At 66.5% G+C, this 18862-nt stretch carries 20 protein-coding genes; 7 read left to right on the top strand and 13 right to left on the bottom strand.

The genetic code is table 11. The annotated features are described in order from the left end of the window. Nucleotides 1-144: 144 nt before the first annotated feature. From ACSYHF_RS07100 to grxD, 3 genes are all read right to left on the bottom strand, one after another. Entirely contained in the window at nt 145-3366 is a 3222-nt protein-coding gene (locus ACSYHF_RS07100; protein ID WP_072166746.1) for a TonB-dependent receptor, read from the bottom strand. A 210-nt stretch (nt 3367-3576) separates the two neighbouring features. Beyond that, on the bottom strand, nt 3577-4374 hold the full coding sequence (locus ACSYHF_RS07095; RefSeq protein ID WP_065177381.1) for an SDR family NAD(P)-dependent oxidoreductase: 798 nt from the start codon (nt 4372-4374) through the stop codon (nt 3577-3579). Further along, on the bottom strand, nt 4371-4691 hold the full coding sequence (gene grxD / locus ACSYHF_RS07090; RefSeq protein WP_005415957.1) for a Grx4 family monothiol glutaredoxin: 321 nt from the start codon (nt 4689-4691) through the stop codon (nt 4371-4373). Before grxD ends, ACSYHF_RS07095 begins: the two co-directional genes overlap by 4 nt. Before the next feature lie 121 nt (nt 4692-4812). On the opposite strand from grxD, the gene ACSYHF_RS07085 reads away from it, so the two are divergent. After that, nucleotides 4813-5391: a superoxide dismutase gene (locus ACSYHF_RS07085; protein ID WP_032954072.1), complete on the top strand. Its 579-nt coding sequence runs from the start codon at nt 4813-4815 to the stop codon at nt 5389-5391. Between the two features lie 114 nt (nt 5392-5505). On the opposite strand, the gene ACSYHF_RS07080 is transcribed toward ACSYHF_RS07085, so the two are convergent. The 3 genes from ACSYHF_RS07080 to purE form a co-directional block, all read right to left on the bottom strand. Continuing rightward, complete coding sequence (locus tag ACSYHF_RS07080; RefSeq protein WP_019659022.1) at nt 5506-5847, bottom strand: carboxymuconolactone decarboxylase family protein; 342 nt, start codon at nt 5845-5847, stop codon at nt 5506-5508. A 125-nt stretch (nt 5848-5972) separates the two neighbouring features. Next, complete coding sequence (locus ACSYHF_RS07075; RefSeq protein ID WP_447576206.1) at nt 5973-7121, bottom strand: 5-(carboxyamino)imidazole ribonucleotide synthase; 1149 nt, start codon at nt 7119-7121, stop codon at nt 5973-5975. Then, entirely contained in the window at nt 7118-7621 is a 504-nt protein-coding gene (gene purE / locus ACSYHF_RS07070) for a 5-(carboxyamino)imidazole ribonucleotide mutase (RefSeq protein ID WP_005412808.1), read from the bottom strand. Before purE ends, ACSYHF_RS07075 begins: the two co-directional genes overlap by 4 nt. A gap of 58 nt (nt 7622-7679) precedes the next feature. Between purE and ACSYHF_RS07065 the strand changes: the two genes are divergently transcribed. The 4 genes from ACSYHF_RS07065 (at nt 7680) to ACSYHF_RS07050 (ending at nt 10385) form a co-directional block, all read left to right on the top strand. After that, nucleotides 7680-7949 carry a Trm112 family protein gene (locus ACSYHF_RS07065; RefSeq protein ID WP_005415953.1) on the top strand — a complete coding sequence of 90 codons (270 nt, stop codon included), beginning with the start codon at nt 7680-7682 and terminating at the stop codon, nt 7947-7949. Next, nucleotides 7946-8797 carry a carboxylating nicotinate-nucleotide diphosphorylase gene (gene nadC, locus ACSYHF_RS07060; RefSeq protein ID WP_069137946.1) on the top strand — a complete coding sequence of 284 codons (852 nt, stop codon included), beginning with the start codon at nt 7946-7948 and terminating at the stop codon, nt 8795-8797. Before ACSYHF_RS07065 ends, nadC begins: the two co-directional genes overlap by 4 nt. A 180-nt stretch (nt 8798-8977) precedes the next feature. Continuing rightward, the gene (locus ACSYHF_RS07055) at nt 8978-9967 is read left to right on the top strand and encodes a DUF2272 domain-containing protein (RefSeq protein ID WP_111127097.1); all 990 of its coding nucleotides are present in this window, start codon (nt 8978-8980) and stop codon (nt 9965-9967) included. A gap of 67 nt (nt 9968-10034) precedes the next feature. Next, nucleotides 10035-10385 (top strand): DUF3301 domain-containing protein, encoded by a 351-nt coding sequence (locus tag ACSYHF_RS07050; protein WP_005415950.1) that lies wholly within the window; start codon nt 10035-10037, stop codon nt 10383-10385. A 104-nt stretch (nt 10386-10489) separates the two neighbouring features. On the opposite strand, the gene ACSYHF_RS07045 is transcribed toward ACSYHF_RS07050, so the two are convergent. From ACSYHF_RS07045 to ACSYHF_RS07015, 7 genes are all read right to left on the bottom strand, one after another. Then, the gene (locus tag ACSYHF_RS07045) at nt 10490-10942 is read right to left on the bottom strand and encodes a ClpXP protease specificity-enhancing factor (RefSeq protein ID WP_005415949.1); all 453 of its coding nucleotides are present in this window, start codon (nt 10940-10942) and stop codon (nt 10490-10492) included. 84 nt (nt 10943-11026) lie between these two features. Beyond that, on the bottom strand, nt 11027-11662 hold the full coding sequence (locus ACSYHF_RS07040) for a glutathione S-transferase N-terminal domain-containing protein (protein WP_111127095.1): 636 nt from the start codon (nt 11660-11662) through the stop codon (nt 11027-11029). A 134-nt stretch (nt 11663-11796) separates the two neighbouring features. Next, on the bottom strand, nt 11797-12546 hold the full coding sequence (locus ACSYHF_RS07035; RefSeq protein ID WP_005415947.1) for a cytochrome c1: 750 nt from the start codon (nt 12544-12546) through the stop codon (nt 11797-11799). After that, nucleotides 12539-13798, bottom strand: coding sequence for a cytochrome b (locus ACSYHF_RS07030; protein ID WP_049454044.1), 1260 nt, complete (start codon nt 13796-13798; stop codon nt 12539-12541). The genes ACSYHF_RS07035 and ACSYHF_RS07030 overlap by 8 nt, the downstream gene beginning before the upstream one ends. Further along, on the bottom strand, nt 13798-14418 hold the full coding sequence (petA, locus tag ACSYHF_RS07025; RefSeq protein WP_004151998.1) for a ubiquinol-cytochrome c reductase iron-sulfur subunit: 621 nt from the start codon (nt 14416-14418) through the stop codon (nt 13798-13800). The genes ACSYHF_RS07030 and petA overlap by 1 nt, the downstream gene beginning before the upstream one ends. A 158-nt stretch (nt 14419-14576) precedes the next feature. Beyond that, complete coding sequence (locus tag ACSYHF_RS07020) at nt 14577-15497, bottom strand: lytic transglycosylase domain-containing protein (protein WP_111174708.1); 921 nt, start codon at nt 15495-15497, stop codon at nt 14577-14579. Nucleotides 15498-15542: 45 nt separating this feature from the next. Then, nucleotides 15543-16511 carry a helix-turn-helix transcriptional regulator gene (locus ACSYHF_RS07015; protein WP_447576205.1) on the bottom strand — a complete coding sequence of 323 codons (969 nt, stop codon included), beginning with the start codon at nt 16509-16511 and terminating at the stop codon, nt 15543-15545. A gap of 80 nt (nt 16512-16591) precedes the next feature. Between ACSYHF_RS07015 and ACSYHF_RS07010 the strand changes: the two genes are divergently transcribed. Both ACSYHF_RS07010 and miaB read left to right on the top strand, forming a co-directional pair. Continuing rightward, the gene (locus ACSYHF_RS07010; protein WP_447576204.1) at nt 16592-17212 is read left to right on the top strand and encodes a glutathione S-transferase family protein; all 621 of its coding nucleotides are present in this window, start codon (nt 16592-16594) and stop codon (nt 17210-17212) included. 225 nt (nt 17213-17437) lie between these two features. Next, complete coding sequence (gene miaB / locus ACSYHF_RS07005) at nt 17438-18856, top strand: tRNA (N6-isopentenyl adenosine(37)-C2)-methylthiotransferase MiaB (protein ID WP_111127091.1); 1419 nt, start codon at nt 17438-17440, stop codon at nt 18854-18856. Nucleotides 18857-18862 lie beyond the last annotated feature (6 nt).

Here is an 18862-nt window from a genome sequence, read left to right as displayed (position 1 = left end):
TCCGGGACCGCATCGGCGGCGTTGGCACCGCGCACATTTCTGGATGCTACGCCGTTGCCCCACGCCCTGCAAGGACTTTCGCCTGAACGGGAAACGGCCGGGTTTCCCCGGCCGTTTCCACTTACCGCTTCAAGCGCTGATGGATCAGAACTTGTACTTCAGGGTCAGCTGCATCGACCAACGCGACACGGCGGTGTTGCCCTTGTCGTTGTTGTTTTCCTGCACCGACGGGTTGTCGGTCGAACCAGTGAAGGAGTACACGTACTTGCCGGTGGCCGGATCGATACCTGCGTAGTTGGCAACGCGACGGGTCGAGTAGAAGCCGTAGTCGTCGATCAGGCCCCACTTCTTGTTCAGCAGGTTGCCGACATTCATGATGTCCAGGGCGACTTCACCCTTGTGACCCTTCATGAAGCCCGGGAATTCCTGGCTGACGCGGACGTCGAAGCTGTTGACCCACGAGGCGCGGTGGCGGTTGGCCGGGACCACGCTGCCACGGTAGGCATCGAGTTCCGGGTTCTGCGCCAGCCAGTCGAAGAACTGCTTCTCCATCGCGGCACCGCCGGTGAACAGCACGTCGCCCGGACCCTTCGGCACGTAGAACAGGTCGTTGGTGGCAGCACCGTCGCCGTTGGCATCGTTGTAGAAGATGTAGCTGTACGGACGGCCCGAACGGCCTTCGTAGAACAGGCCGACGCGGGTGGCGTTGTCACCGAAGAAGTTGTGCTTCCACTCCAGGGTGCCGGTGACGCGGTCCTTCATCGCATAACGCGAGTTGTAGGCCACGTTCTCGTTGGCATTGAAGATCAGCGTGTTGTTCCAGTTCGAGGTGTTCTGCGAGCTGGACAGCGGGCTGACTTCGGTGGACTTGGTGTAGGTGTAACCCAGCGACCAGCCCCAGTTCTCGGTCAACGGCTTGGCCAGCGAGAAGGTGGCCTGGGTGCCGCGGCCCTTGTCGGTGTTACGCAGGACCAGCACGTCGCCGATGTCGGACGGACGGTTGGCGCGGTCAACCGCACCCTTGGTACCGGTCGACATGCCGTAGTCGACACCCTTGTCGATACGGGTATTGGCCTGGTTGCGGCCAGCCGCGTTCCAGTAGATCGCGCGGCCATCCTGACCGAAGGCGGTCGGCGCCGACACGTCCAGACGGTCGAAGTAGATGCCGTCCTTGACCTTGGTGAACAGCACTTCGGCCGACGCGACGATGCCGTACCACGGCAGCTCATGGTCGAACGCCAGGTTGGCCTTCCACACCGACGGCAGGCGGGTGCCCGGCGCGATGATGTCGACGTTCTGACGGGCCGAAGCCGGGCCACCGGCCGGGATGTACGGGTTGTTGCCGTCCGGAGTGAAGGCACCGGCCGGGATGCTGCGCTCGTCGTACTCGATGTAGTTCAGGCCGGTGTTCTGGTAGGCACCTGCCAGCCACACGTTCGGGGCGGCGCCGCCGAACAGGCCCACGCCACCGCGCAGCTGGGTCGGGCGATCGCTGTCGAAGGTGTAGTTGAAGCCGACGCGCGGCTGCACCAGGTTCTTGTCGACCAGCTTGGTGTTGTTGAAGCCGTACAGCTGCTCGATGCGCGGGTTGTACAGGCGCTGGGTGCTGAAGTCAGGCATGTCGATGCGCACGCCGAACATCAGGTTCAGGTTGTAGTTGATCGCCCAGGTGTCCTGCACGAACACGCCGGTGTTCTTCAGGGTGAAGTCGGCCGGGATGTCGCTGCGGCTGCCATCGGCGCGCGGAGCGCGCAGCTGGTAGCGCGAAGCCTTGCCCGCCAGGAAATCGTTGACGCTGTTGAATTCGTACACGCCGTTGAGGTTGCGGCCGTAGAAGTTCATCAGGTCATTCTTCGAGTAATCGAAGCCGAACTTGACGGTGTGGTCACCGATGTACCAGGTACCGGCACCAAAGGCGCTCAGTTCCTTCGACTCGACGATGTTGACGTGGGTGTTCTGTTCGGTACCGACGTACAGCGAATCGTTGCCCGACTTGATGCGGATCTGCGGCATGTCCACCAGCGGGACGCGGTTGGCCGAGTAATCCTTGTGCGAGACCTTGAACTCGGTCGAGAAGTTCTCGGACCAGTCACTGAACAGTTCGCCCATCCAGGTTTCGTACTGGGTCGGCTGCTGGTACCAGAAGTTGCTCAGCGAGATGGCGCTGCTGCTGACCTGCGGGAAGCGAACGACGTTCTGCTCCATCTTGTTGTAGCGCAGGGCCGCACGGTGGTTCTCGTTGATGTTCCAGTCCAGCTTGACCGCGTACTCTTCGATCTCGGTCTTGCTGTTCGGCGCCGCCAGGCTGCCCGGGTCGTAGCCCAGCTTGCCCAGGAAGTTCTGGACGTCGGTGATCTGCTGCTGGGTGATGGTGCCACGGCCGATCGGCGTGTCGCTCAGGGCGACGCCGGCAGCCGAGCGCTCGTACTTTTCATAGTTGGTGAAGAAGAACAGCTTGTCCTTGACGATCGGACCGCCGAAGGTCATGCCGTAGGTCTTCTCGTCCTCGAAGCCGTTGAAGTCCTGCTTGTCACCTTCCAGGCGCGAGCGGACCATGTCCTTGTCGCGGTACGAACCGTACACGGTGCCGTGGAATTCATTGGTACCCGACTTGGTCACGGCGTTGATCACCGCGCCGGTGCCACCGGCGATGGTGGTGTCGTAGTTGGCCAGGTCGATGTTGATTTCCTGGATGGCGTCCATCGACACCGGCTGACGCTCGGTCGGCAGGTTGTTGGACCCCAGGCCGAACGGATCGGAGGCGCTGATGCCGTCGATGCGGATGGCGTTGTAACGGGTGTTCTGGCCGCCGGCCGAGATCGCGCCGTCCGCCTTGCTGACCTGCGAGATGCGCGGGTCGAGACGCACGTAGTCCTGGATGTTGCGGCTGGCCGACGGCAGCGCATCCATCGTTTCGCGGGTCACGTTGGTGCCGGTGCCCATCTTGTTGGCACTGAACAGGTCCAGGCCGCCGGCGGTGGCAACAACGTTCACCGCGTCCAGGTTGGTTGCAGCCAGGTCACCGCCCAGGTTGGCGTTGACGGTGTTGACCTGGTTCAGGTTCAGGTAGACACCTTCCTCGGTCTTGGTGCCTTCACCGGACTTGGTGATGGTGATGGTGTACGGACCACCCACGCGCAGGCCGCGCGCGTTGTATCGGCCCGACGCATCGGTGGTGGCACGCGAAACAGTGCCCGACTCGGTGTGCGTGATGGTGACTTCAGCGCCGGCGACAGGCTGGCCTGCAGCGGACATCACCTGGCCGCCGACACCGGCGGAGGTGCTGCTCTGGGCGAAGGCGGGAGCGGCAGCAAGTGCAGCCACGAGACCAAGGGTAAGCTTGGACATCCGGAGTGGGTGGGTCATTTTTCGGTAGCCTCGATGCGAGTTGGCGATGGCGGAAAAAAAGCGCATCCAAGCAGCCCTGCGGGTGGCTGATCGGAGAGTTATCTGGGGTTCCCTACCGCTCGGCTGAAGGCAGCCCTAACGGTTAACACTAGATTAACACGCTACGCCATCAATGTGACGGTTGTGCGACAAACGGCACCGGTTCGCAACGCAATCGTGACGGGTTCTTCACTCCGTCTTTCCACAGGGCTCACCTTCCCGGGGCGTCTCACTGGCATCGAGAATCTGCCCGCGCCAGGTGCTCCCAGCGGCGGACAGCAGGGTCACCGCGGCGGCCGCCGCGGCTTCCGGGCCTTGCGCAGCCGGGTCCTGGTCCACGGAATAGGCGCGGGCCCGAAGCGCCGTGCGCAGGGGGCCTGGGTACAGGCCGCTGACCCGGACGGGACTGCGGCCCAGTTCATCGTGCAGGCTGGCGATCAGGCCACGCAGGCCGTGCTGGGCTACGCCATACCCCCCCCAATAGGCCTGCCCCACCCGGTCGGGGGCATCGACCGCGAACACCATGGCGGCATCCTCGCGTTGCCGCAGCAGCGGCAGGCAGGCCTGGGCCAGCCAGGCCGGTGCGGTCAGGGTGACATGGACCGCACGGGCGAAACTGGCCGGGTCAGCCAGTTCAAACGGAGTCAGCCCGGGGAAATGCGCGGCGCAGACCAGCAGTCCATCCAGTCGCCCCAGCTCGCGCTGCAGGGCCTGGGCCAGTTCGGCATAGTCATCGGGGCTGGCGCCTTCCAGGTCCAGCGGGTACAGAAGCGGTTCCGGACCGACCGCCTGGACCTGGGCATAGACCCGGTCCAGCCGGCGCGGCTTGCGTCCCAGCAGGACCACGGTGGCACCGGCTGCGGCTGCGGCGACCGCCGCGGCACTGCCCAGCCCTCCCCCGGCGCCGGCGACCAGTACGACGCGATCCTGCAACGGGCGGCCATCGATCGCCCCGTCAGTCGGTGACGTCGACGGCCAGGCACTCATCCCTGGGTCGCCTCTTCGACGATGCGCTTGAGCTCGCCGGATTCAAACAGTTCCATGACGATGTCGCAGCCGCCGATCAACTCACCATTGATGAACAGCTGCGGGAAGGTCGGCAGATTGGAAAAGCGCGGCAGGTTGGCGCGGATCTCCGGCTCTTCGAGCACGTTGACAGTGCGCAGGGTGACGGCGCCGGCTGCCATCAACGCCTGCACGGCGCGACTGGAAAAGCCGCACATCGGGTATTGCGGGGTGCCCTTCATGAACAGCACGAGCGGGTAACGATCGACCTCGGCCTGGATTTGCTGCATTACCGCCACAACCACACTCCTTGCTTCGCCGGACAAACCGACCGTGATGGTCGGCTAGACTGCCCACGGTAGCCGCCATTGTAAGCGGATGGAACAGGCTGCCGCCGTCCCCCTGGCCACGAACCTGTCCATGCCCGTCGAATTGCCTGCCCTGCCCTACCTCCCCGGCTCCCTGCAGCCCCACCTGTCCGCGCAGACCGTTGAGTTGCATCACGGCCGCCACCACCGCGCCTACGTTGACGCGGTCAACGCCGGCACTCTCGGCACCGAGTGGGAGGAGGCGTCACTGGAAGAGATCGTGCGCCATGCCCAGGGCACGCTGTTCGATGCGGCCGCCCAGGCCTGGAACCACGGCTTCTATTGGCAGTGCCTGCGCCCGCGCGGCGGCGGCGAGCCGCAGGGCCGGCTGGGCGAGCTGGTCAAGCGCCAGTTCGGTGATGCGCAGCGCCTGCGCGAGGAATTCAACCGCACCGCGCTGGGCCTGTTCGGCTCGGGCTGGGTGTGGCTGGTGCAGCACCCCGGTGGCCAGCTCGGCATCCAGGCCACCCGCAACGCCGGCACGCCACTGACCGGCGAAAGCACCCCGCTGCTGTGCTGCGATGTCTGGGAGCACGCCTACTACACCGATTACCAGAATGATCGCGCGCGTTACCTGGATGCCTTCTGGCAGATGGTCAACTGGGAATTCGCCGAGAGCCAACTGCGCTGAGGCAGCGGCTCGGTCACGGGGTAGTGCCGGCCGCTGGCCGGCAACCCACTGGACGTACAAGGACACCGGGGTTGCCGGCCAGCGGCCGGCGCTACCGAAATGCAGAGCGGAGCGTCACGCGTTCTCGTGCGCAGCCACCGCGTCCATCACCCGCGCCGAGTACACCAGCGCCGCGCCGGCGTTGAGCGACACCGCCACGCCCAGTGCTTCGGCGATTTCCTCGCGGCTGGCGCCATGCTTCAGCGCCGCGTCCACGTGCACGGTGATGCAGCCGTCACAGCGGGTGGTCACCGCCACCGCCAATGCGATCAGCTCACGGGTCTTGGCATCCAGGTGGTTGGTCTGGGCACCGGCATTGGCCAGGGTGGCGTAGCCCTTGACCGTGTCCGGCGAGAGCTTGCCGATCTCGCCAATGCGGCCCTTCAGTTCCTTGCGGTAGGCATTCCAGTCGAGCATGGTCGTGACTCCTGTGAAAGGAGCTCCACGCTACCACCGGCAATGGTGCGCCGATGCCTGCACCGGCGCGCCACACCGTTGCAGGCATACAAGGTTGTGCCGGCCATTGGCCGGCACGCCCGGGCTCAGCGGTTGCGCAGCGCGTGCACCGCCGGCGCCACCTGGGCCTGGCGGTCCAGCTCCAGGCCGACCTGGTCCAGCGCATCGGCCAATGCAGCGGCATCATCGTCGCGCAACGTGGCGTGGCCGACCTTGCGACCTTCGCGCGGCTCCTTGCCGTAGTCGTGCCAATGGCCACTGGCCTGACCCAGCACCGGCGCCGGATCGGGCATCGCGCCCAGCCAGTTCAGCATGCAGGCATGGCCGAGCATGCGGGTGCTGCCCAGCGGCAGGCCCAGCACCGCACGCAGATGGTTCTCGAACTGCGAGGTCTCGCTGCCTTCGATGGTCCAGTGGCCGGAGTTGTGCACGCGCGGTGCCATCTCGTTGGCCAGCAGCTCACCATCACGGCAGAACAGCTCCAGCGCGAACACGCCCACATACTGCAGGTGCTCGGCGACGCGGCGGGCATAGCCGATCGCTGCCTGCTGCTCGGCGTCGGACAGCACCGCCGGTGCCACGCTGGCCGATAGCACGCCGTCGACATGCCAGTTGCCGGTGACCGGCCAGGCTTCGAAGCTGCCATCGCGGCCACGCACGGCCACCACGCTGACCTCGCGCTGGAAGGCCACGAAGCCTTCCAGGATCAGTCCGGTGCGCTCCACCTGGGCACCGAGCGCATCCCATGCGGCGTCGATGTCGGCTTCGCTGCGCAGGCGGAACTGACCCTTGCCGTCGTAGCCGAGGCGGCGGGTCTTGAGGATGCACGGCAGGCCGAACTCAGCCACCTTCGCCGCCAGCTCGTCGCGGCTGCGGATGTCGGCGAAGGCCGGCAGCGGAATACCCAGCTGCTGGAACAGGGTCTTCTCGCTCAACCGGTCCTGGGCCACCGCCAGCGCGGCCGGCGGCGGATAGACCGGCACGCGGTCGGCCAGGAACTGTGCACTGTCGGCAGGCACGTTCTCGAAATCGAAGGTGACCACATCGACCTTGGCGGCGAAGTCCGCCAAGGCCTGGGGGTCGTCGAAGGCGCCCACGGTGAGCGGCGCCAGCGGGCCGCTGCAGGCGTCGGCGGCCGGGTCGTACAGTTCGAAGCGCAGCCCCAGCGGCGCACCGGCCAGGACCATCATGCGGGCGAGCTGGCCGCCGCCCAGGATGCCGACAGTCAGGCTCATTGGCGCGGATCGTCGTGGGCCATCACGTCTTCGGTCTGGCGTGCACGGAAGGCATCGAGCGCCTGGCCGATCGCCGGCTGGTCGCTGGCCAGCATCGCCGCCGCGAACAGCGCGGCGTTGGAGGCGCCGGCGTTGCCGATGGCGAAGGTGGCGACCGGGATGCCGGCCGGCATCTGCACGATCGACAGCAGGGAATCCATTCCGTTGAGGGCCTTGGACTGCACCGGCACGCCCAGCACCGGCACGGCGGTCTTGGCCGCGATCATGCCCGGCAGGTGCGCGGCCCCGCCGGCACCGGCGATGATCGCGCGCAGGCCACGCGGGCCCGCCTGCTCGGCGTAACTGAACAACACATCCGGCGTCCGATGCGCGGACACCACCTTCACTTCGAACGGAACACCCAGGGCTTCAAGCTTCTGGGCGGCGTGCTGCATGGTTTCCCAGTCGGAACGGGAACCCATGACGATGCCGACAAGCGGCGCGATCGGGTTGGGGGTCATTGGCCGTCACCTGCCTTAAAGACGTATTCTAGCCGTCTTCCACGCAAGACGAAGAACCATGGATCGCAAGCTGCTCGACCTGCTGGTGTCCCCGGACACCCGCCAGCCCCTGTCCCTGCTGGATGGCAAGGGCCTGGAAGCCCTCAACAAGGCCATTTCCGCCGGCACGGTGACCAAGGCCGATGGCAACCCGCTGGCGCAGCCGCTGCGCGAGGCGCTGGTCACCCGTGACCGCAAGCAGGTGTTCCGCGTCGACGACGGCATCCCGGTGCTGCTGGCCGAGGAAGCCATTCCGACCGCCCAGATCGCCGACTTCCCGGCGGCATGAGCACGCTGCCGACGCCGGATGCGGCCATTGTCGCCGCCGATGTCGCGCGCGCGCTGGCCGAGGACCTGGGCAGCGGTGATGTCACCGCCGCCCTGCTCCCCGACCAGGCCGACAGCGCCTACCTGCTGTGCAAGCAGGATGCGGTGATCGCCGGGCGCCCTTGGTTCGACGCTACCCATCGCGCGCTCGACCCTGACGTGCGCATTGAATGGCACATCGCCGAAGGCGATGCCGTCACCGCCGGCACCGTGCTGGCCCTGCTGCACGGGCGCAGCCGCAGCCTGGTCAGTGCCGAGCGCACTTCGCTGAACTTCCTGCAGACGCTGTCCGGCACGGCGACCACCACTGCCCGCTACGTGGCCGCGGTGGCCGGTACCGGTACCCGCATCCTCGACACCCGCAAGACCCTGCCCGGCCTGCGCCTGGCGCAGAAGTACGCGGTGCGCTGCGGCGGCGGCGAAAACCACCGCTTCGGCCTGTACGACACGGTGATGCTGAAGGAGAACCACATCCGCGCCGCCGGTTCGCTGGCCGCGGCGGTGGCCGCCGCACGCCGGCAGTGGCCTGCGCTGCCACTGGTGGTCGAGGTCGAAGACCTGGCACAGCTGCGCCAGGCGCTCGAAGCCGGTTGCGAACGCATCCTGCTGGATGACTTCAGTCCCGACCTGCGCCGCGAGGCGGTGCGCATCACCGCCGGACGCATTCCGCTGGAAGTCTCCGGCAGCGTCGGCCTGGGCGGCCTGCGCTCGATCGCTGAGGATGGCGTCGATTGCATCTCCATCGGCGGACTGACCAAGCATGTGCAGGCCATCGATCTGTCGTTGAAGCTGGGCCCGCCGCCGGCTTGAGGCCTACGGGACCTTGTAGAGCCGAGCCCACGCTCGGCTGCTTCTCGATCTGCGGCGCGCCCGGCACCCGCTTTGCGCGATGAGCCGAGCGTAGGCTCGGCTCTACACGACCCGGGCGCCTTCACGGCTCGGCTACGCCAGCCTCTGCGACGCTGCGGGCATCCCCCACAGGAGCCGCGCATGCGCCGGATGCTCTTGCCTGCCTGTCTGCTGCTCGCGGCAGCCCCCTTGTCCGCCGCAGCCGCTGAAGCCTGCGATGTCCCTCCCCGCTTCGGCCTGAGCCCATTGGCGGTGGCCATCCGCAATACCGCCTGCAACGAGCACCGGTTGTGGTTCCGGCCCTTCATCGATCGCGATGGCCGCGCCGCCAGCCTCAGCGTCACCGAAGCCGAAAGCGATCACCTGGCCGACAACGGCCTGATCGCCTGGCAGCGCGTGGCCGGCTACTGGCGCAACAGCGGCACGCTCAACGCGATGGGCAGCATCGCCGGCGCCAGCAGCTGTCTGGCACCACTGGGCACGCGCTACACCGACAGCGACTGCCGCGCGTTCCTGATCGACAACCCGTGGTCGGCCGCTTTCATTTCCTGGGTGATGGTGCAGGCCGGCGTTCCCGGCTTCAACACGTCGCCGCGCCACATCGACTACATCCGTGCCGCGTACCAGGGCGGCCCCTCGGGCGTGCCGTACCGGCTGGTCGATCCCGCGACCGCAAAGCCCGCACCGGGCGACCTGTTGTGCTTCCTGCGCGACCGCAGCACGACGCTCAGCCACAGCGGGCTGGTGCAGGCGCTGGGCAACGGTTCGGTGGGCCACTGGAAATCGCATTGCGAAGTGGTGGTGGCTGCCAACCTGGGAGGCGACCAGACCCTGTACCTGGTCGGTGGCAACGTGATGAACACCGTGGCGATGCGGTTGCTGCCGCTGGACCGCACCGGGCTGATCAAGCTGCCCCCGGCACGCGAACGCAACAGCACCGGCATCGACCCCAGCTGCACGCCGGGCCGCGAGGACGAATGCAGCTTCAACCGCCAGGACTGGGCAGCGCTGCTGCAGCTGACCGCGACTGCGCCATTGGTGATGCCGTCACCCTCCGCAGCGCCGATGCAGGCCGTACCGGCCAACGCGCCCGCAGCGCCGACGACGGGCCAGCCACCGCCGAGGCGGTGATACCCGTGCTTGATCCAGCGCACGTTCGCCGCCATCTTTCCCGGATCGACCTCTGACGGCTGACGCCATGCCTACCCTGCTGCTGTTGTTGATTGCCGGCGGAATCATCTACTTCTTCTGGAACGCCGCACGCTCGGCCGCCGAGCGCGCGGTCGAGCTGGGACGCAATGCCTGCCGCGCCGCCGACGTGCAGTGGCTGGACCAGGCGGTGCACGCCACCGGCCTGCGACTGTCGCGTGGCGAGGATGGCCGGCTCGGTTTCGAGCGCACCTTCAAATTCGAGTATTCCTACGATGGCATCGATCGCCACGTGGGCCGCATGGTGCTGCGTGGCGACCAGCTGATCTCGTTCACCGGCCCCGGTGCCGCGCGGATCAGCCAGATCCGGCCGGATGTGGAGGACGCCGAGGATGTGTAAGAACTGAAGGTGTGCCGACCAACGGTCGGCACCCACACAATTCCGGCACCCACCGGTAAAACCTGCAAAGGAAGACGCCGCCCATCGAGGCGGCGTCGGAAGGGTTACTTGACCACGCGCAGGTTCGGGCGGCCCTTCGGCGGCGGACTGGCCGGCGGCGTGTCGTCCGGCGGCGTGCCTTCCTCGTGCAGCAGCTCATCGCGGGTCGGTGCGGTTTCGTTGCCCGGAATGTCATCCGGCAATGCCATGCCCTGCCCGGTCTCGCGGGCGTAGACCGCCAGCACGGCGCTGATCGGCACCTGCACCGGGTAGCTGGTTCCGGAGAAGCGGGCCGAGAAGCTCACCATTTCGTTGTCGATCATCAGCCGCACCACGGCACGTTCGGCGATGTTGAGCACGACCCGGCCATCCTTGACCGCCGAAGGCGGGACCTGCACGCCGGGGACGCCGGCGTCGACCAGGATGTGCGGGGTCAGCTGGTTGTCGTTGATCCATTCCACCAGCGCCCGCAGCAGGTACGGGCGGTGGCTGGTCATGTGGAAGAAGTCTTCGGTCATGCGTGAAGTGTACGCGCCCGGCGCCCCGCCGGGGCGGATCGTCTGCACGCCGGTCGGCGTGCAGACGGGTAACGCGGGGCCGGATCAGACCGGCAGGTCGCGCAGTTTCTTTTCCTGCTCGGTCAGGCTGCGGACAAATCCCGGATGGCGGAAGATGCGGTTGCCGTAGTCCTCGATCGCCTTGCCGTCCTTCGGCAGCGGCACATCCAGCGACTGCAGGCGCCAGATGATCGGCGCCATCGCGCAGTCGGCCAGGCTCATTTCCGGGTTGAGGAAGAACTTGCTGGCCTTGAACAGCGGCAGCGAGGCGGTCAGCAGTTCCTTCAGGCGCTTGCGCCCGGCCTCGGCCTGGGTCTTGTTGCCCAGCTGGACGGCCTGCACCTGCGGCACCCAGTCGTGCTCGATGCGGAGCATGGCCAGGCGGATGCGTGCACGCGACAACGGGTCGACCGGCATCAGTGGCGGATGCGGGTAGCGCTCATCCAGGTACTCGCTGACCACCGATGCGGCGTACAGCACCAGCTCGCGTTCGACCAGGGTCGGCACCGAGTGGTACGGATTGAGGTCGATCAGGTCTTCAGGCGGGTTCTGCGGATCGACCGGAACGAAGTCGAAGGTGACGCCCTTGGCCGCCAGGACCAGGCGTACACGGTGGCACAGTACGTCGTCGTTCGAGGAAAACAGCGTCAGTGTATTGCGCATGCGTACGCTCGCCGCCATCAAAGGCTCTCCCACGACAGGAGACCGCCTGCCGCATCGGCGCCGCCGGCACCGTGCCAGCGGTCGACTCCTCCCCGAGTGTGCAACCGACCATCACAAAAGCCAATAGGCCCATGCGATGGCCGGTGGCAGAATCAGTGAACGTCCTTCCAGTATTCCTTCTTCAGCAGGTACAGCAGGAAGGTCAGCAGGGCCAGGAACAGGATCACCCACACGCCCAGCTGCTGGCGCTTGAGTGCGGCCGGTTCGCCGGCGTATTCGAGGAAGTTGGTGATGTCCCGCACGGCCTGGTCGTACTGCCCGGCATCGACCGATCCCGGCGTTTCAATCTTCAGGCCGGTCACCGGCGGGTCCATACCGGGCGCTTCCGCCTTGCCGTGCACTGCATGCTGAAGCCCCTGCATCTCCCACAGCGGGTTGGGCATGGAGGCGTTGGCGAACAGCGCGTTGTTCCAGCCCAGCGGGCGACTGCTGTCCAGATAGAACGACTTGAGATAGGTGTAAACCCAGTCACTGCCCCGTACGCGCGAGATCAGGCTGAGATCGGGCGGCATCTTGCCGAACCACTTCTCCGCGTTCTCCTTGGGCATCGCCACCGGGATCGGGTCGCCGATCGCCGAGCCGGTGAAGTTGAGGTTGTTCATCACCTCTTCTTCGGTCAGGCCCAGGTCCTGCGCCATCCGCGAGTAGCGCAGGTACTTCAGCGCGTGGCAGCCGGAGCAGTAGTTCATGTACAGCTGCGCACCCCGCTGCAGCGAGGCGCGGTCACCGAGGTCGTTGCCGGCCTGCAGCAGCTTGGTGCCGCCCTCGGCGGCGGAGGCCAGGAAACTGCCCAGCATCAGGGTGGCCGTCAGGGCCAGCCGGACCATCCAGCGCTCAGTCATGCGTGGTCACCCTCTCCGGTACCGGCTTGGTCTTGTCCAACCTTGTCCATAGCGGCATGGTGATGAAGAACGCGAAGTACAGGAAGGTCAGCACCCGCCCGATGTAGGTTTCATGCACGTCGGTGCCCGGGCCGGAGCCGATCACGCCCAGCCACACGAAGCACACCGCCAGCACGCCCAGCATCACCTTCGAGATCCAGCCGCGGTAGCGCACCGACTTCACCCTGGCCTTGTCCAGCCACGGCACCAGGAACAGGATCGCAATGGCCGAGAACATCACCAGCACGCCACCGAGCTTGTTCGGTACCACGCGCAACATCGCGTAGTAAGGCGTGTAGTACCAGACCGGCTTGATGTGTTCGGGGGTCACCAGGCGGTTGGCCTCGGTGAAGTTGTCGTGTTCCAGGAACAGGCCGCCGAAGCCCGGTGCGAAGAAGATGATGAAGGCGGCGATGATCAGCAGGAAGCCGGCGCCGACACCATCCTTGAGCGTGTAGTACGGATGGAACGGAATACCGTCGGCCGGAGCATTCGGCGACCAGCGGTTGCCCTTCGGCCCCTTCTTGATCTCCACGCCATCGGGGTTGTTCGACCCCACTTCGTGCAGCGCGCCCAGATGCAGCACCACCAGCAACAGCAGCACCAGCGGCAGTGCGATGACGTGCAGCGCGAAGAAGCGGTTGAGCGTGGCGTCACTGGGCAGGTAGTCGCCCATGATCCATTCGGTCAGGCCGTTGCCGATCACCGGTATCGCGCCGAACAGCGAGATGATCACTTTGGCGCCCCAGAACGACATCTGGCCCCACGGCAGCACATAGCCCATGAAGGCCTCGGCCATCAGCACCAGGTAGATCAGCATGCCCAGGATCCACACCAGCTCGCGCGGCTTCTGGTAGCTGCCGTACAGCAGGCCGCGGAACATGTGCAGGTAGACCACGATGAAGAACAGCGAGGCGCCGGTGGAGTGCATGTAGCGGATCAGCCAGCCCCACTCCACATCACGCATGATGTATTCGATGGAGCCGAACGCCTCGGCGGCGCTGGTCTTGTAGTGCATCGTCAGGAAGATGCCGGTGACGATCTGGTTGACCAGCACCAGCAGTGCCAGCGAGCCGAAGTAGTACCAGATGTTGAAGTTCTTCGGCGCGTAGTACTCGCTGACGTGCTTGCGATAGACCGGCATCAGGCCCGGCGCGCGGGCATTGACCCAGTCGGCGACGCCGCTGGCGGTACGGGCGAGGATATTGGCCATCAGGCTGCCCCCTGCGGATCGACACCGATGATGATGGTGTTGTCGTCCTGGTAATGGTGCGCGGGCACCTTCAGGTTGATCGGTGCCGGCACATCCTTGAAGACGCGGCCGGACATGTCGAAGCGCGACTTGTGGCAGGGGCAGAAGTAGCCCCCCTTCCACTGCGGGTCGTAGGGCTCAGGCCGGATCTCGGCGACCATTTCCGGCGAGCAGCCCAGGTGCGTGCACAGGCCGACCAGCACGGAGATGTCCGGCTTGATCGAGCGCAGCTCGGGGTTCTGCTTCAGCACGTAGTCCGGCTGCTGGTCCTTCTCGCCGGACTCGGGGTCCTTGAGGCGGCCATCCAGCCCGTGCAGTGCATCCAGGATCGCCTTGGACCGCTTGACGATCCAGATCGGCTGGCCACGCCACTCCACGATCAGGCGTTGGCCTTCCTGCAGGGCGCTGATGTCGGCCACCACCGGTGCACCGGCAAGCTTGGCACGGGCACTGGGGTTCCAGGATTTGATGAAAGGAACGGCGGTGAATCCGACGCCGACGGCGCCAACCACAGCAGTGGTGGCAGAAAGAAAACGCCGACGTCCGGTGTTGACTGGATCGTGTACCCCATCGTTGGCCATCCGGCACTCCGATATTGATTAGGTAGCTTTAAGGCTGCCAGCGGATCCGGTGGGGGCCAGAGCCGCATTGAATCATGGGCGAGTGTAGCGGAACCGTCGCGCGCCACACAACGCATTGCAACAACATTGATTACGGGGTTGCCGGCCAGCGGCCTGCACTACTGGTGTGTCAATGCGGTGCGGTAACGCTCGGCCAGCTGCCCAACCCGGCGCACGTAGTACTGGGTCTCGCTGTAGGGCGGCACGCCACCGTGGCGGTCGACCGCGCCTTCGCCGGCGTTGTAGCCGGCCGCGGCCAGGGTCAGGTCGCCATTGAAGCGCTTCAGCAACCACGCAAGATACTGCACGCCACCACGGATGTTCTGCCCCGCATCATAGGAATCGCTGACCCCGAAGCGCGCGGCTGTCGGCGGCATCAGCTGCATCAGCCCCTGCGCGCCGGCGCGGCTGAGCGCGGTCGGGTTGTAGGCCGATTCGGCGTGGATGATGGCACGCACCACGGCCTCCTCGACGCCGAACTCGCGTGCGGCCGAGGTGATCTCGGTCTGGAACGCGGTGGTGTTCAAGCGCACCGAACCGAAGTCCACGCGTGGGTTGACGCCACAGGCATAACAGCGCTCCATGAAACTGTAGCGGATGGTACGCACCGGGCCGAGGTTGGCGACCTGGGTCGGCCGCGCACTGGTGTAGTGGCGCACCCCATCCTTCATGAAGGAATAGACCTGGCCGCTGACCATCCGCCCGGCCCGCGAGGCCGTCGGTACCGCGGCAGGCGCGGGTGCAGCAGGCGTCGGCGCGACTGCAGCGGGCGCAGCGGCGCTGGCCGCCACGGCGACCGGATTGCGTTCGATGCTGGCCACCGAGGTCGGCGCAGGCTTCGGTGCGGCCACCACGGGGCGCGGTGCCGGGCGGGTATCACGGCTGTAGCTGATGCTGCTGCAACGCGCGCCGGCCACTCGCTTGCTAACGTAGCTGGTGACCCCGTCGGCGCCCTGGCACTTGTACAGGGTGCCAGCGCTGGCCGGCGCAGCGGTCAGCGCAGCGATGATGATCGCCGTTGTCCCCAGTATCCCCTTCATGCCGCGAGTGTCCCAGCTTCGCCGGGGCTTGCCAAGCGATGTGGCTCAGCCTGTGACCGGCGGCACAGCCAGCACCTGGCCCAATCCGGTCAAACGCTGTGCCAGCTCATCGCGCAGGCCCGGCGGTGTGGTCCACAACGCCACCGGCACCCGGTCCAGGCTGAGGATCTGCGCCAGCATCATGCCGCGGCTCTCGGCGCCCATGCGCAACAGGCAATGGTCGGCACCATCAGCCTCCAGCACACCACACCACGGCGGGATGCGCCCTTCCAGCTCGGTGCGGTTGCCGGCCAGGCGGACAATGGCCTGCAGCGCGAAGGGCGCCTGGCTGACCGCCTGCCGCACCATCACGTCCGGGGGCGCGGGCGGGCGCCGATGCATGCCCGGCCCGGAGCATTCGCGCACCGCGCCCATCCGGTCCACGCGCAGGGTGCGCCAGTCCTGGCGGCCCAGGTCCCAGGCCAGCAGGTACCAGCGCCGCCCATAGTTGACCAGATGCTGCGCCTCGACCTCGCGCTGGGTCACCTCCTCCTGCGCACTGCGGTACTCGAAGGCCAGCCGTGACGCCTGCCGGCAGTGCTGGGCCAGCCGTCCCAGCAGGCGTGCGTCGGTGGAGGGAAGGTCGGACAGGGTGGCCGTCGCCGCATGCACCTCGCCGGCCTGCCGCCGGCGACGGGTGGGGACCAGCGGATCGAGCTTGGACAGCAGGCCCCGCGCGGTGTCGTCGATGCCAGCGACGGTCGCTGACGCGGCACGCAGGGCGATCGCCAGGGTCGTCGCCTCGTCCTCGTCCAGCAGCATCGGCAGCACCGGTGCCCCTGCCCCGAGCTGATAGCCGCCGCCGACCCCCGATGAGGCCCGCACCGGATAGCCCAGTTCGCGCAGGCGTTCGATATCACGGCGGATGCTGCGCCGGTCCACGCCCATGCGCTCGGCCAGCTCAGCCCCGGACCACTGGCGGCGGGCCTGCAGCAGGGCAATCAGGCGCAGCAGTCGATGGGCGGTATGGCGCATGAAGAATCGAGGACAGAAGTCGTCCGCAATAGTGCCTCAGGATGGCATCCAGTTCACCACCCACCGCAAGGAGCAATGCCATGAACTCACGCCAGATCACCCTGTACCACGCCGCCCGATCCCGTTCGAGCGGCGCCGTGGCCCTGCTCGAAGCGCTGGGTGCCGACTACCGCATGCAGGTGCTGGACCTGAAGGCCGGTGCCAACCTGGCCCCGGCCTATCTGGCCATCAACCCGATGGGCAAGGTGCCGGCCATCGTCCACAACGGCGCACTGGTGACTGAGCAGGTCGCCATTTATCTGTACCTGGCCGATCTGTATCCGGAGGCGGGGCTGGCCCCGCCGATCGGCGACGCCCTGCGCGGCCCCTACCTGCGCTGGATGGCCTTCTACGGTGCCTGTTTCGAGCCGGCGATGATCGACAAGGCGATGCACCGCGAGCCGCCGCCGCGCCTGATGTCGCCGTACAACGACGCCGAGACTGTGCTGCAGGTGGTCGAGGCCCAGCTGGCGCAGGGCCCGTACCTGCTCGGCGAGACGATGAGTGCCGCCGACGTGCTGTGGGGCAATGCGCTGGCCTGGACCACGGCCTTCGGCCTGGTGCAGCCTGCGCCGGCCACGGCTTATTACATCGCACGGATGAGCGCGATGACCGCCTTCGACCGTTCGCGGCAGATCGATGCGGAGCTGGCGGCGGCATAAGCAGCGCCGGCTGGAGCAGCGCCGGCTGGAGCAGCGCCGGCTGGCTTTCCTTGTAGAGCCGAGCCCACGCTCGGCTGGCTTCAGTAGAGCCAGGCCATGCCAGGCTGCCCCATGGGAAGCGGGAAGAGCAGCCGAGCGTGGGCTCGGCTCTACAAGGGCGCGGCGGCTGGCGCGGGATGCGGGTAGAATTGCCCGCTTTCCCGCCACCCGAATGGATTAAGCGCCATGACCGGGACGCCAGACGTCTTTCCGCCCGCCACGCCGGGCGGTACCCCGCTCGTTGCCCTGCCCGCTGGTCCGCGCAAGCCTGACCAGGTCAAGGGCAAGCTGTACATCAAGACCCACGGTTGCCAGATGAACGAGTACGACTCGGCCAAGATGGCCGACGTGCTTGCCGCCAGCGATGGCCTGGAACTGACCGACAGCCCGGACGACGCCGACGTCATCCTGGTCAACACCTGCTCCATCCGCGAGAAGGCGCAGGAGAAGGTGTTCAGCCAACTCGGCGTGTGGAAGGGCCTGAAGAACAAGGGCCGCGAGGTCATCATCGGCGTGGGCGGCTGCGTTGCCTCGCAGGAAGGCGAAGCGATCATCAAGCGCGCCCCGTTCGTGGACCTTGTGTTCGGTCCGCAGACCCTGCATCGCCTGCCGGAACTGATCCGCGCACGCCGCGAGCAGAAGCGCCCGCAGGTGGACATCAGCTTCCCCGAGATCGAGAAGTTCGACCGCCTGCCCGAGCCACGCGCCGAAGGTGCCTCGGCGTTCGTGTCGATCATGGAAGGCTGTTCCAAGTACTGCTCGTTCTGCGTGGTGCCTTACACCCGCGGCACCGAAGTCAGCCGCCCGTTCGAGGACGTGGTGGTGGAAGTGGCGCAGCTCGCCGCGCAGGGCGTGCGCGAGATCAACCTGCTCGGCCAGAACGTCAACGCCTATCGCGGCCCGTATGGAGACGGTGAGTTTGCCGACCTCGGCCTGCTGATCCGCACCATCGCCGAGATCGATGGGGTCGGCCGCATCCGCTTCACCACCTCGCACCCGCTCGAGTTCAGCGATTCGCTGATCGATGCGTTCCGCGACGTTCCGCAGCTGGCCAACTTCCTGCACCTGCCGGTGCAGGCCGGCAGCGACCGCGTGCTGTCGGCGATGAAGCGCGGCTACACCGCGCTGGAATTCAAGTCGAAGATCCGCAAGCTGCGCGCGGTGCGCCCGGACATTTCAATCAGCTCGGACTTCATCGTCGGCTTCCCCGGCGAGACCGATGCCGACTTCGAGAAGACCATGAAGCTGATCGAGGACATCGGCTTCGACCACAGTTTCTCCTTCATCTATTCGCGTCGACCGGGTACGCCGGCGGCCGATCTGGAGGACACGATCAGCGATGCCGAGAAGCATGCGCGCCTGTCGCGCCTGCAGGAGCGCATCAATGCGCACGCCGCCAGCATCTCGGAGAAGATGGTCGGTACCGTGCAGACCGTGCTGGTGGAAGGGCCGTCGCGCAAGAACCCGAACGAGCTGACCGGCAAGACCGAGAACATGCGGTCGGTGAATTTCCCGGCGCCTGCGCGCCTGATCGGGCAGTTCGTGGATGTGTTGATCACCGAAGCGCTGACCAATTCGCTGCGCGGGCGCGTGGTGGCGGAATAAGTCCCC

The organism is Stenotrophomonas maltophilia group sp. P373, assembly GCF_053295075.1.
The sequence above is the reverse complement of the archived record's forward strand: the minus strand, read 5'-3'. Positions and strand labels throughout refer to the sequence as shown.